The organism is Streptomyces sediminimaris (assembly GCF_047049295.1).
Taxonomy (GTDB): domain Bacteria; phylum Actinomycetota; class Actinomycetes; order Streptomycetales; family Streptomycetaceae; genus Streptomyces; species Streptomyces sediminimaris.
Genome location: NZ_JBJWOT010000001.1, coordinates 3,060,665 through 3,074,071, shown reverse-complemented (window position 1 = coordinate 3,074,071; position 13,407 = coordinate 3,060,665). Strand labels below are relative to the sequence as shown.

Here is a 13,407-nt window from a genome sequence, read left to right as displayed (position 1 = left end):
GTGCACATTGCGGGCAGGTCCAAAGCCTGCCCGAGTTGCCAACCACCGTACGGCCCCCTGATCATGCTCGACCCCAGACCGGGCAGGCCACCGGCCAAACCCGCTCCGCCGACCTCCGCGTCCTGTACGAAAACAGAGATTTCCGCACATCAGACGCGCGCTTCCGGCACACTTGCACAGGCTTCTGTCGTACTGACCCAGGAGGGCTCTATGTCAACCACGCCCCGGCGTATCACAGTGGCCATCCTGGAATCCGACAACAACAAGAAGGGAGATCTCTTTGGGCGCGCAATGCAAGACCTATTCCATGCACTAGGGTACGAAGATTTTGATCTCAATGTGCATAAAGCGGGCCGGGAAATTGATATCAAGGGAAAACATCGCACCGAAATGCGCACGCTCCTAGCAGAGTGCAAGGCGACTAAGGGAGCAACCGGCGGCAGCGACGTAAACAAGTTCGCCGGCGCTGTTCAAGTGGAAGTTTCACGAGCACTCGACCGAGAGGTCGTTCCTTATTTCGCATCAATTGGAGGATTTACAGCGTCGGCACGAGAGCAGGAAGAGGAGGCGGGGAACCGCATGATCCTTCTGGACTCACCAAAGATTGTCAGCGAACTCGTCAGGGGACGAGTAATTGCGAGTCCGGAAAAAGCGGCCGTCGTGGCCTCGAATTGCCCAGATCTCCCAGATCGCGCAGTCATGGGTGACCGCTGTTCGTTGCTAATTCACGAGATCGGTTGGATCTGGGCCTTCTATTTTAAGGTTGGCGGACGCTACTCGTTTTTTACTCTTGTTCATGCGGATGGTCATGGTCTCGACGATGACCTCGTCACCTCCATCGTCGCTTCTGACGCTCAGTCTACGCACCTATTTTCCGAAATCAATTACGTCGCTCCGGTAGACGTGCCCGATGCCACCCCGAAGCAATATCAAGCAGCATCTGCCTATTTCTCCTTCCTGGAACGTGAATGTGGAGGAATCACGCTCGAAGGGCTCCCGGCTGACCAGGAGGTGGGGGCGAAGACGATTCGACTAGAATCCATCTACGTACCTCTCCACCTGTTTCCGATTCCAAAATCGGATAAGCCTGAGGCGGAAAGCGCCAGTACGGTTGGCTCGGTAAAGGCTAACTCCACACGTATCCCGGTGAGCGAGGTCTTGAACTCGCACCGTCATGTCGCCGTTCTTGCGCCCCCGGGGGCTGGTAAGACAACCTTGCTAAAACGACTAGCGGTCGCTTACGCCGTTGCTGAGCGCCGAGATGAAGTTGGAGATGAACTTCCCGCAGCTGAATGGTTCCCTTTGTTCATCCGTTGTCGTCAACTGGGCAGCGAGGTAAGAAAGCCTGTTACTGAGATCATCCAAGGCCTGCTAAGGCACGCCGAGTTGCCGGCACTTACGCAGGCTTTTACTCGGCGAGTGTCAGATTCACTGAAGCAAGGAAATGTGCTTCTTCTCGTCGATGGACTAGACGAGATTAGCGAACCTGGCGATCGTGCCGCTTTTGCCGCGCAATTGCGGACCTTCATAGGCACCTATCCCGCGGCTCGCGTCATCGTTACTTGTAGGGAAGCAGGATTTCGAGCCGTTTCTGGTGCGATGTCGTCGGTCTGCTCACTCTTTCGCATCTCGGATCTCTCGGTTCAAGATATCTTCACACTGTGCCGGGCCTGGCACCATGAAGTGGTGGGTGGAACTACCGAGTCCGCCAATAAACTTGCACAGTCCATCGTTGGGCAGCCGCGGGTTCGTGATTTGGCGATTAATCCACTTCTGCTGACAACACTCCTACTCGTTCAGCGCTGGCTGGGGGAATTACCGCCTAAGAGGAGTGTGCTCTACGACAAGGCCATCGAGGTTCTCCTGATGACCTGGAACACCGAAGGACATACACCGATTGACCAAGATGAGGCGATTCCACAGTTGGCTTATGCCGCATTCTCGATGATGACTGCAAAACAGCAGAGCATCAGCGCAAAGGGACTGAAAGATCTATTTGAGAAGTCCCGCACAGAAATGCCCGAGGTCCTTGGATACGCTCGCATGTCTGCTACCGAGCTGATTGAAAGGGTCGAAGATCGAAGCAGCTTGCTCGTACAAAGCGGTCACATTGTGGAAGACGGGCACCTCCGGCCACTATACGAATTTAAACACCTGACTTTTCAGGAATACTTGGCAGCTCGAGCATGCGTGGAGTCCTGGAACCCGAATCGAAATGAAACTGACGACTACGCCGAAGTTCTGTCTCCGTACATTGGGGACGAATCATGGGCCGAAGTCATTCCGCTCGCCACTGTTCTATCTGGCAGTCGTGGGGCCAAGCGAATGATCGACCGGTTGATCCTTGCCCTGCAGGAAAAGCCCGACGCCGTCAGCGATAAAGGCAGGAGAAGGAGAGGGTGGGAGCCCCTCGCTTACCAGACCCTAGCTCAATGCCTCATTGATGAGGTACAGATTTCTCCGGGACAAGTGCGTAGAGCTATCGACTGTCTAATTAAGTACGCAAGGCCAAGCGCCGTTTGGGTGATTGAAGAACTGCAGCAGTCGCGCTTTGCCCCTGAACTCCCTGACGTTGCTTGGAACGGCTATTCTGCACAAGATGAGCACGTTATGAGTTATGCGGGGGCTATCGCCTCACTTGCCAATATTACTGTAATGTCCGGGGAATCTCCAGCGAATGAAATTCGTACGCTTCTATGCTCCTCGAACGAACGAGAGGTAGTCACAGGACTCTCCTGCGTGATGGTTGGCTGCTACTCTATGATTCAATTTACGGAGCGCCCAGAGGTCGACGTAGAGGGGAATCCTGACGTCGCACCGAAGGAAAAACTTCCTTCCGCCTCAGACAATTCTGAATTCAAATCACTGATCTTGAAAGCATTGGCAGGCGAAGACGGTAATCCGAGAGTTAGGCTTATGGCCCACTGGGCGTTCGCCTGGATGGGGCACCAGGTTCCCTGGGCTGACATCGAACTCGAGAATGCACTGCTCAGCTGCCTTTCGGCCTGGCGTACGTCCTCCAATGAGGAAATTCAGAGAGTCGCGGCGTGGTGTATCTGGAAGCTGCCACTCGCCTCTTCTAGTTCTGGTGCCAACATTCCCGTAGATGACGACTTGAAGGATTTCCTAATCCAAAAATCCAACAAGCCGTCGAGGAATAGCTTCGTGTGGGATGATGCTCGCGCTGCCCAAGTCATCGCGCACTACACTAAACTCAGGGTGCCTTATAATGAGAAGCTAGAGAAGAAAATGGACGAGTGGTCACAGAAGGAATGGGCGGAGAAGCTGGACAGGATCCGTGACACGGCCTGAGTTGCCAGTTTTCTGGACTCGCCCCGCCTGATCTGTCGTATGCAGGGACCATGACCTGCTGTGTTACCCAGCTACCAAGGGGCCTCCGGAGCAGTGGACTAGTCGGTTCCGGATTTGGCGGACAACACAGCTGATGAGGCCGCATGCTTTGCAGAGGCAGCCCACCAGCTTTCGCCACCGGCATCGCTGACCCTCACACTCCACGCTGCTGGGTTTGGGCACGGTGTCCCCCAGGTGCACTCGCCATGTACGGAGGCCGTGCCGGCCCGATGATGGTTCGCCGCCCACCGGCACTTCTGTTCAAGCTTCATGACCCATAGTCAAACCGAAGTGCGTCACCATCGTCTGTCGAATGCGTGTCGAAGTCCCGCAGACCCCATGGTTCAGGGGCGGGTCTAAGCAGGTCAGCGCAGGGGTGTATCGGTAGGCACTGGGCGCCTTCTAAGCGCATGGCCTCACATGGCAACCCACGGTCTGAGCGGCGCCGTGGTGGGAACCTGCTTGGTGTCCGTTCTCACCGCCTGCCAGCCAACATGACCGATCTCTGTAGAGCTACGGATCAGAAGGCGTACAGGGTGAGACGCCCCGGCCTTTCGCGAGTCGCCTCACCCTGTATTCGGTTCCGTCTGCCTGGTCGGCGACAGGGCTTCCGCGCTGCAGGGTTACAAGCCGGATTCTGTAGCCGCGCCCAGACCGGCCGCATGACCGTGACCGCGACTGGTCGCCACGCGCAACACGTCCCGCAACGCGCCGGCCAATTGCGCGGCGAGGAGGCTCAGCTCCTCCACGTTCGCCGCCTCGTCGCCGAGTACCTCGGTTGCCTGCTCCAGAAGTTCGGACGCCATGCCGAGCTGCACTGACTCGATGTGGTCCGCGAGGCGGGACATGAAGCCGTCCGGGTCATCGGTGTTCAGGTAGCAGGGCTTACCCTCCGGTCCCACCCACGGGAGAAGCCTCAGCTCGTTCTGTGCCGTCACGCTTGCGCCTGCTCTCGATAGTCGATGTCGGATGCCGACGGATCGCCGGAGGCCCAGGCGGTCACCGCGTCAGCTCTATGGGGGTTGGGAGGCCGAGGGCCGAGTGGCATGAGCAGTCGCACGCCTCAAAGATCACTGGGACGTCTACCGGTGCCGAAGCCGGCGAGGACTCCCCGCAGGCGTGGTGCGTGCCGATGTGGCAGGCGGTTGAGCGGTAGGGGGGAAGCGGGACGCTTGGGACGCACGGCTGCTGTTGAGGGGGCATCAGCCAACCCCCAGGAGGATCGACCCCGTATTGGCCGGCGCATCGGGGGCCGCGGCATCCGCCGTGTGCTGTCGTACGCGGTTCTCCCAGGCCAGCATGTACGGGCGGACGAGTGCGACGTCCTCACCTCTGAGTGAGTAGTGGTGACTCGTCCAGCAGCGGACCAGCCCCAGAGCGACCGTCGGCCTGTCATCGAGCGTGGGGGAGGCGGGGATGGTCCGTGGCCGTGCCGCGGTTAAGCGGCGGCGGTGCCTGCCCTTGGGGACGGGCCGCGCCCTGGTGAGGGAGGCGGCGCGGCGGATACGGTTGAGCACGCTGAATCAGCTCCTATCGCTGATAGTTCGGTCCCCCGACATCGCCCGTCGCGGGGACCGCTTTGCGTACGACCGCCCAGAGCGTGCGGTCGTTCAGGCTGGTGGCGTGGAGCCCGAACCGGTCGGCCTCGGCGACCACCTCCAGGACCTCCCTCCACGACTCGGCAGAGAGCGATTCCGGTAACTCCGCTTCGACCGACGTGAACCCGGCGTGCTCCTCCACGCGTGAGGAGAGGCCGACGGTGGACAGCCGGGCGGCGATGGCCGCCGCGCTAACTCCCGAAGTGGGCACAGGGCAGCCTCCGTCACCAGCGATCACTTTCAGTGAAGCTAGTTAACTAGATTAGAGCTAGTGGACTAGATTTTCTATATGCCTGAGCAGCCGCCTTACCTCCGCGTCGCCGACGAACTCCGGCGGCGGATCGCGGAGCATGTGTGGGACCCGGGGGACCGCCTTCCCTCGCGGTCCCAGATCGGCCAGGAGTGCGGCGTGGGCGAGAACGTCGTCCGCCGGGCGCAGGAACTTCTGATCTCGCAGGGTGTGCTGGAGGGACGAGCCGGTTCGGGTACCTATGTCGCCGAGCCCCGCCAGCGCGTGCGGGTCGTCCGGTCCTCGGCGCGCGAGCAGCCCCAGGGGTCTCCGTTCCGCGCGGACATGAAGGCCCTCGGCAAGCAGGGTGATTGGGAGAGCCGGACCGACGCGAAGGTGCCCGCTCCCGCCGACATCGCGGCTCGGCTGGGCATCGCCGAAGGCGATCTGTGCGTGCGGACCTCGTACGAGTTCCTGGCCGACGGGAGGCCCGTGCAGGTGTCCACGAGCTGGGAGCCCTACGACCTCACCGCCGGCACCCTCGTCGTCCTTCCCGAGGGCGGCCCGCACGCCGGGGCAGGCGTCGTCAACCGCATGGCCGCCATCGGGATCACCGTCAGCCACGCCGTGGAGCAACCCGAGCCGCGGCAGGCGACCGCCGAGGAAGCCTCACTCCTCGGCATTCAGAAGGCCGCTCTCGTCACCCACATTCGGCGGACCTACTACAGCGATCAGGGGCGGCCCGTCGAGACCGCGGACATCGTTGTGCCCGCCGCTCACAGCGAGATCGTCTACGAGATCCCCATCAATCGATAGCCCACAACCCTGCCTCGGCCGACGGGTGCGCTGCCGGTACCTGGGTGGGGGCACGGCCCTTACGGAATGCGGTGTCGAGTGATCACCTCTGGGCCGTCCCTGGGCCGTGCGAGGTCGCTCGGCGGCGACTGGCGGCGACAAGTAGTGACAGATCAGCTGCCGGTACGGATGGCGAACCCCCAGGTCAGAGCCCCCCACTCATACGCGTTTCCGCCCAGGGGTGGCCGTACGGCAAGATGGGGTGTATCTGCCCACTGCCAGATTTCAAGCTGCCGGACGGTTTCTCTTGGCTGAGTTCATTTACACCATGCGCAAGGCGCGCAAGGCGCACGGCGACAAGGTGATTCTCGACGACGTCACCCTGAACTTCCTCCCGGGTGCCAAGATCGGCGTCGTCGGTCCGAACGGTGCCGGTAAGTCGACCGTGCTGAAGATCATGGCGGGGCTGGAGCAGCCGTCCAACGGTGACGCGTTCCTGTCTCCCGGTTACAGCGTCGGCATCCTGCTCCAGGAGCCCCCGCTGAACGAGGAGAAGACCGTCCTGGAGAACGTGCAGGAGGGCGTCGCCGAGATCAAGGGCAAGCTCGACCGGTTCAACGAGATCGCCGAGCAGATGGCCACCGACTACTCCGACGCGCTGCTCGAGGAGATGGGCAAGCTGCAGGAGGAGCTCGACCACGCCAACGCGTGGGACCTCGACGCCCAGCTCGAGCAGGCCATGGACGCGCTCGGCTGCCCGCCCGGCGACTGGCCGGTCGTCAACCTCTCCGGCGGCGAGAAGCGCCGGGTGGCGCTGTGCAAGCTGCTGCTCGAAGCTCCTGACCTGCTGCTCCTCGACGAGCCCACCAACCATCTCGACGCCGAGTCGGTGAACTGGCTGGAGCAGCACCTCGCCAAGTACGAGGGCACCGTCGTGGCCGTGACCCACGACCGGTACTTCCTGGACAACGTCGCCGGCTGGATCTGCGAGGTCGACCGCGGCCGCCTGCACGGTTACGAGGGCAACTACTCCAAGTACCTGGAGACCAAGGCCGCCCGCCTCAAGGTCGAGGGGCAGAAGGACGCCAAGCGGCAGAAGCGTCTCAAGGACGAGCTGGAGTGGGTGCGGTCGAACGCCAAGGGGCGGCAGGCCAAGTCCAAGGCGAGGCTGGCCCGGTACGAGGAGATGGCGGCCGAGGCCGACAAGATGCGGAAGCTGGACTTCGAGGAGATCCAGATCCCGCCGGGCCCGCGCCTGGGCAACGTCGTCGTCGAGGTCGACAACCTCAGCAAGGGGTTCGGGGACAAGGTCCTCATCGAGGATCTGAGCTTCACGCTGCCGCGCAACGGCATCGTCGGGGTCATCGGGCCCAACGGCGCCGGCAAGACCACCCTCTTCAAGATGATCCAGGGGCTCGAGGAGCCGGACTCCGGTTCCATCAAGGTCGGCGACACCGTCAAGATCTCCTACGTCGACCAGAGCCGCGAGAACATCGACCCCAAGAAGACGCTCTGGGCCGTCGTGAGCGACGAGCTGGACTACATCAACGTCGGCCAGGTGGAGATGCCCTCGCGGGCGTACGTCTCCGCCTTCGGCTTCAAGGGCCCCGACCAGCAGAAGCCCGCCGGCGTGCTCTCCGGCGGCGAGCGCAACCGCCTCAACCTCGCGCTCACCCTCAAGCAGGGCGGCAACCTGCTGCTCCTCGACGAGCCGACCAACGACCTGGACGTCGAGACCCTCTCCAGCCTGGAGAACGCGCTGCTGGAGTTCCCCGGCTGCGCCGTGGTCGTCTCCCACGACCGGTGGTTCCTCGACCGGGTCGCCACGCACATCCTCGCCTACGAGGGTGACTCCAAGTGGTTCTGGTTCGAGGGCAACTTCGAGTCGTACGAGAAGAACAAGATCGAGCGGCTCGGCCCGGACGCGGCGCGTCCGCACCGTGCCACCTACAAGAAGCTGACGCGGGGCTGATCGGTCTTGCGGCACATCTACCGCTGCCCGCTGCGCTGGGCGGACATGGACGCGTACGGCCACGTCAACAACGTGGTCTTCCTCCGCTACCTGGAGGAAGCCCGTATCGACTTCCTCTTCCGCCCGGACAAGGATTTCCAGCAGGGGTCCGTGGTGGCGCGCCATGAGATCGACTACAAGCGGCAGCTCGTCCACCGGCACGCGCCCGTGGACGTCGAGCTATGGGTCACGCAGATCAGGGCGGCGTCCTTCACCATCGCCTATGAGGTGAAGGACGACGACGAGGTCTACGTACGCGCGTCGACGGTGATCGTGCCGTTCGACTTCGAGGCCCAGCGACCGCGCCGGATCACCGCGGAGGAACGGGACTTCCTCGAGGAGTACCGGGACGACGACAAGGAGGAGGCCGTCGCCGCATGACGGTGCTCCACCTCGCCGACGAGGGGGAGGGCGCGGACCTCGCGGCCTTCCTCTCCCGGCTGATCCACTACGACCGTTCGGCCGCGGTACGCCTCCAGGCCGCCGGGACCGCGCTCGCCGTCTTCGGGCGGCCGCCGTCCTTCGAGGTGCTGGCGGTCCGCGCGGTGCGGCTCGCGAAGCCGTACGAGAAGGGGCTCGACGTCACGCTGGACGTGACCGTCTCGGCCGGTGAACTCCTGGAGTCCGTCGACGAGTCGGCGGCCACGGCGCAGGTGCCGGGTGCGGTGACCGGGCCGCCGTGGGCCGGGGTGCTGCCGCCGCGGGGCGGCTGGCGTGCCGAGTCCGGGCTGCCGGCGCCGGACGCGCTGCGGTCGGCGGTCCGCTCGGCGGTCGCGGAATTCCGGTCCCGTACGGGGGAGTTGACGGCGGAGCAGCACACGCGGGCCGAACTCGACCGGATCGGACGGGAGATCTGGTCCCGGACGGTCGGGGAGACGCCTCTTCCCGTCCGGGCCGCGCACGCGGCGCAGTCGCTGGGCTTCCTCCGGCCCGGCGCGCCCGTGGCCCTGTTCTCGTCGGGGGCGTGGCTGCGGTTGCGGACGCCCTACGGGTCTGTCGCCGTGCGTCGGGCGGGACTCGGGGCGCTGGACGTCAGCGTCCGCTGAGCCCTTTCGCGGCACGGACCGGCCGCACGTCGGCGCGGACCGGCCTTCGCGGCGGGACCTGCCGCCAGTCGGCGCGGACCGGGGCTTGGCGGCGCGGACCAGGGCTTGGCGGCGCGGACCGGTCGTTCAGCCGTGGTCGCCGTCGTCCGGCCGTACGGCTATGTGGTCCGCTTCCAGCTCCAGGGCAACCCGGTCACGCATGCCCAGGGTCTCCGTGTACTCGGCGGGGAGCTGGAGGCGGCCCGCGCGGTCGAGCATGGCGTACTCGCGCGCCACCACCCTCTCGCGGCCCGTCGCCTCGTCGACCTCGCTGCGGCGCAGGACCTCCGTGGAGGTGCGGCCGTCGCGGATGGCCACCGTGCGGCGGACCTCGTGGGCCACCGCCTGGTCGTGGGTGACGATCACCACCGTGGTGCCGAGCTGCTGGTTGGCGGTGCGGAAGGCGGCGAAGACCTGCTCGGCGGTGTGGGAGTCGAGTTCGCCGGTGGGTTCGTCCGCGAGGAGGACGGCGGGCTCGTTGGCGAGGGCCACGGCGATGGCCGCGCGCTGCTGCTGGCCGCCGGACATCTGGTGGGGGCGGCGGTCCCGGCAGTCGGGGATCTCCAGCAGCTCCAGCAGGTGCAGGGCGCGTTCGGTCTGCCCGCGGCGGGCCTTCCGGGAACGCGGCCCCGAGCCCTTCCCGGTGAGCTGCATCGGCAGCGCGATGTTCTGGGCCGCCGTGAGATAGGGGAGGAGGTTGCGGGAGGTCTGCTGCCAGACGAAGCCGACGGTGGTGCGGCGGTAGGCGAGGCGGTCCCTCGCGGTCATGGTCATGAGGTCGCGGCCGGCCACCCGGGCGGCACCCGCGGTGGGGGTGTCGAGGCCGGCGAGGATGTTCATGAGGGTGGACTTGCCGCTGCCGGACGCGCCCACCAGGGCCATGAGCTCGCCCTCGCGGACCAGGAGGTCGAGTCCTTGCAGGGCTTGCACCTCCGTGCCGTCCGTGGTGAAGACACGGACGAGACGGTCGCAGGTGATCAGGGCGTCGTGGCCGTAGGCGGGGCGCTCGCGGGACGCGCGGGCACGGGCGGCAAGGTCCGTCAGGGTGGTGTTGACTGTGGTCATCGGAGGTCTCCCGCGGGGATCGCCTGCTCGGTGGGTCGTCGACGGTGGATCCGGCCCGTGGTCACCAGGAGGATGGGGTGCTCGGCCCGGCGCCGGTGGGGTGTCGTGGTCCTGGGCACGGCTGCCGTCCCCGCGCCGCGGCCGCCCGCGGTGGCAGTGAAGGAAGTCGGCCCGGCGCAGGGGGCGGCGGCTCCGGCGGTGAGGGAAGCCTGCCCGGCACAAGGGATGGCGGCTCCGGTGGGGAAGGAAGCCTGCCCGGCACAGGGGACGGCTGCCGCTCCCGCGCCGCGGCCGCCCGCGGTGGCAGTGAAGGAAGTCGGCCCGGCGCAGGGGGCGGCGGCTCCGGCGGTGAGGGAAGCCTCCCCGGCACAGGAGACGGCTGCCGTTTCCGCGCCGTGACCGTCCGCAGTTGCAGGGAAGGCGGACCCGGCGCCGCGACCGTCCGCAGTTGCAGGGAAGGAAGCCTCCCCGGCACAAGGGACGACGGCTCCGGCAGGGCACGCGGTCATCGGGTGTCCCCCGCCCTCAGTTCCGCGACCGCTCCCCGCCGGCCCGTCCACCAGGCCTGCACCGCTGCGACTCCCACGGTCAGTACGAGCACCCCGGTCGCCGGCAGGGCCAGGGACAGGGGGTCCGTGTGCAGGACGGCGTCCTGCGTGGAGGTCCGGGCCGTGGCCAGGGCGACCGTCGTCAGGTCGATGCCCGGCGACAGGAGGCGGATGGTGGCCCAGCCCGTCAGCGCCCCGCCCGCCGCCGCCAGGACGGCCTGGGGCAGGGACTCCAGGATCAGCAGACGGCGGCCCTGACGGCGGGTCAGGCCCATGGTGCGCAGCCGGGCCAGGAGGGCCGTGCGTTCGGGGGCGGTGCGCAGGAGGGAGAGCAGGAGGGCCAGGAGGGCGTAGCCGGCGCCGGCGGCCACCGCTGCCGTGTAGACGTGTTCGGCGCCCGACTGGAGCGGGGAGCCGGCGTAGCCGGCCCGCTCCTCGGAGCGCAGGTCCACCTCCGCCGAGGCCGGGGCCGAACCGCGCAGGGCGGATCCGTCGAGGTGGGAGCCGGTGAGCAGCAGTGCCGTCGGGCGGGCGGCCGGGCCGTGCAGGCCGGAGCGGTCCACCACCAGGAAGTCGTCGCCGACGACGGCGGGGGTGCGGTTGCGCACGGCGGCGACGCGGACGGTGACGGTCGTACCGTCCCCCAGGCGCACCGGGAACGGCCGGGTGCCGTGGATCCTGGCGGTGGCGGGCGAGGCGAGGGCCGGCAGGGCCCGGTCCGCGGCCCGTCTGCGCAACTGACCCGCGGCGAACGGCCCGAGGTGCGTCCTGCGCGCCAACTCGGCGTACTCCGCGGGGTCCACGCCCGCCAGCGGCACCGACCGTGTCAGGTCGGCCGGCTTCGCCTGGTACGTGATGCTCACCGGTGTCACGGCCCGCACGCCGGGTGCCCGGCGGAGCCGGTCCGGCAGGTCCGGCGGCAGCGGGACCGCCGCCTCCACGCGGGCGTCGGCGCCGACGGCCAGGAGCGCCGCCTGGTCGCGGGCCCGGTGGACGCCCGCCAGCACCGAGCCGCCGAAGGCCGCCGTGGTGAGGGCGGTCAGCAGGGCCAGGAGGGGCAGGACCGCGGAGGTGGAGGTGCGGCCCGCGCGGGCGAGGGACAGATGGCCGACCGCGCCGCGCAGGCGGGCCGCCGGGCGGGCCAGGCCGCGCAGCGGGAAGGGGTGGAGGCGGACCAGCAGCAGGGCCGCGGCCATGCCCAGCAGCACCGGCGCCAGGGAGGTCAGCCCGTTGTCCGACGTGCCCTGCCGGCGCAAGGTCTCCACCGCGGCCAGGGCCACGGCGACCAGGGTGAGTTCCGCGACCGTACGGCGCCGGGAGGGACGTACCGACGCCACGTCCTCACGGGCGCCGTGCAGCCGGACCCGCCGGTGTGCGGCCGCCGCCCGCAGCGGCAGGGCCGCGCAGGCGACCGCCGTCACCGCCACCGCCGCCGCGACCGCGCGGCCGGCGCGCTCGCCGGGGAGCGCGAGCAGGGCCGCGCCCAGGCCCAGCGCTCCCGCGGGCAGCGCGAGAACCGCCGTCTCGGCGCAGAGGCGGGCGGTGAGGCCCCGCAGGGACGCGCCGCGGGCGCGCAGCAGGGCCAGTTCGCTCCGGCGGCGGTCGGCGGCGAGGCCGCCCGCCAGCAGCAGGACCACCGCCGCCACGGTCCCGGTGCCGAAGGCGGCGACGGCCACGAGCGGGCGGACGCCGGCGCGCAGTTGCGTGTACCCGTTCACCACGTCGTCGAGGCCGGTGCTCACCGTCGTGGACGGGTCGGTCGCCGTACGGATCCTGCCCTGGGCCGGGCCGCCCTCCAGGGAGGCGACGGCCGACGTCAGGCGGTCCACCTCATGGGCCCGCAGACGGGTGGACGAGGGCGCCACATGCCAGTAGCGCCAGGGGCGTCCGGGCGTGCCCAGCATCGCCGGGGCCGCCTCGGGGGCGAGCAGCAGGGCGGCGCGCCAGTACTTGTCGCCGTCCGCGCCCGAGCCCGGGGTGAGGACCAGGCTCGGGGTGCGCAGGACGGGCTCGGTGCCCCAGTAGGCGCCGGCGGGGTCGCGCGGGTCGACGACGCCGGTGATCCGGACGGCGAGCGGGGGGCGTTCCACGCCGGGCACGTGGACGACCGAACCGACCCTGAGGCGCAGGTGTTCGGCGGTCTCCGCGGTGACGGCGGCCTCCACCTGCGCGGTCGCGGCGGTGACGCGGCCTTCGGTGCGCGGCAGGCGCCCGGCGCGGAGCGTCGCGTGCCGGGCCAGCCCGTGCTGGGCGGCGAGGACGAGTTGCGGCGGGACTCCGCTCGGCCGCGGCAGCCAGGGATCGGGTGCCGCCAGCGGGCTCGCGGTGCGCACCCCGTACGTCGACTGGCCGGGGTCGGCGGCGAGCGGGCGCGGGACGGCGGCGAGGACCCGCGCGTACTGGCCGCCGAGCGTGGCGGGGCGCAGCGCCTGCTCGCGCCGCTCCTGCGGCAGGAGCAGGCCGGGCTGCTCCGCGGACACGTCCAGGACGGTGCTCGCGGGCCGCGCCCGCTCCACGGCCCGGCGCAGACCCGCGTCCTCGTAGCGGTCGACGGCCCGCGGGAAGGCGGCCGCGAGGCAGGCGGTCAGCGCCACGAGCACCGCCAGCGCGCAGGCGGCACCGGGCGCGGCACGCAGCCGCGTGCGGATCCAGGGTGCCGGCACCGGGTTCATGTCACTCGCTCCCTGCCGTCGGAGTCGGCGGGCGTCATGGGCGGCGCGTACGC

9 protein-coding genes are annotated in these 13,407 nt (G+C 67.7%); 5 read left to right on the top strand and 4 right to left on the bottom strand.

All coding sequences use genetic code 11. The features are described 5' to 3' along the window. The first annotated feature begins 210 nt into the window (after positions 1–210). Positions 211–3,312: an NACHT domain-containing protein gene (locus ACJ9NR_RS14245; protein WP_412487929.1), complete on the top strand. Its 3,102-nt coding sequence runs from the start codon at positions 211–213 to the stop codon at positions 3,310–3,312. Positions 3,313–3,974: 662 nt separating this feature from the next. On the opposite strand, the gene ACJ9NR_RS14240 is transcribed toward ACJ9NR_RS14245, so the two are convergent. Together ACJ9NR_RS14240 and ACJ9NR_RS14235 are read right to left on the bottom strand one after the other, a co-directional pair. Continuing rightward, positions 3,975–4,289: a hypothetical protein gene (locus ACJ9NR_RS14240; protein WP_412487928.1), complete on the bottom strand. Its 315-nt coding sequence runs from the start codon at positions 4,287–4,289 to the stop codon at positions 3,975–3,977. Between the two features lie 592 nt (positions 4,290–4,881). After that, entirely contained in the window at positions 4,882–5,160 is a 279-nt protein-coding gene (locus ACJ9NR_RS14235) for a hypothetical protein (protein ID WP_412487927.1), read from the bottom strand. Between the two features lie 78 nt (positions 5,161–5,238). On the opposite strand from ACJ9NR_RS14235, the gene ACJ9NR_RS14230 reads away from it, so the two are divergent. The 4 genes from ACJ9NR_RS14230 to ACJ9NR_RS14215 all read left to right on the top strand — a co-directional run bounded on the left by ACJ9NR_RS14230 (position 5,239) and on the right by ACJ9NR_RS14215 (position 9,030). Continuing rightward, a complete protein-coding gene (locus tag ACJ9NR_RS14230) occupies positions 5,239–5,994 on the top strand; it encodes a GntR family transcriptional regulator (RefSeq protein WP_412487926.1) in 756 nt (251 codons plus the stop codon). 286 nt (positions 5,995–6,280) lie between these two features. After that, the gene (gene ettA, locus ACJ9NR_RS14225; RefSeq protein WP_412487925.1) at positions 6,281–7,945 is read left to right on the top strand and encodes an energy-dependent translational throttle protein EttA; all 1,665 of its coding nucleotides are present in this window, start codon (positions 6,281–6,283) and stop codon (positions 7,943–7,945) included. Between the two features lie 6 nt (positions 7,946–7,951). Further along, a complete protein-coding gene (locus tag ACJ9NR_RS14220) occupies positions 7,952–8,365 on the top strand; it encodes an acyl-CoA thioesterase (protein WP_412487924.1) in 414 nt (137 codons plus the stop codon). Continuing rightward, entirely contained in the window at positions 8,362–9,030 is a 669-nt protein-coding gene (locus tag ACJ9NR_RS14215) for a DUF8185 domain-containing protein (RefSeq protein WP_412487923.1), read from the top strand. Before ACJ9NR_RS14220 ends, ACJ9NR_RS14215 begins: the two co-directional genes overlap by 4 nt. Before the next feature lie 126 nt (positions 9,031–9,156). On the opposite strand, the gene ACJ9NR_RS14210 is transcribed toward ACJ9NR_RS14215, so the two are convergent. Together ACJ9NR_RS14210 and ACJ9NR_RS14205 are read right to left on the bottom strand one after the other, a co-directional pair. Next, the gene (locus tag ACJ9NR_RS14210; protein WP_412487922.1) at positions 9,157–10,134 is read right to left on the bottom strand and encodes an ABC transporter ATP-binding protein; all 978 of its coding nucleotides are present in this window, start codon (positions 10,132–10,134) and stop codon (positions 9,157–9,159) included. A 505-nt stretch (positions 10,135–10,639) separates the two neighbouring features. After that, positions 10,640–13,354, bottom strand: a complete 2,715-nt coding sequence (locus ACJ9NR_RS14205; protein WP_412487921.1) for an FtsX-like permease family protein — start codon at positions 13,352–13,354, stop codon at positions 10,640–10,642. Positions 13,355–13,407: the final 53 nt, after the last annotated feature.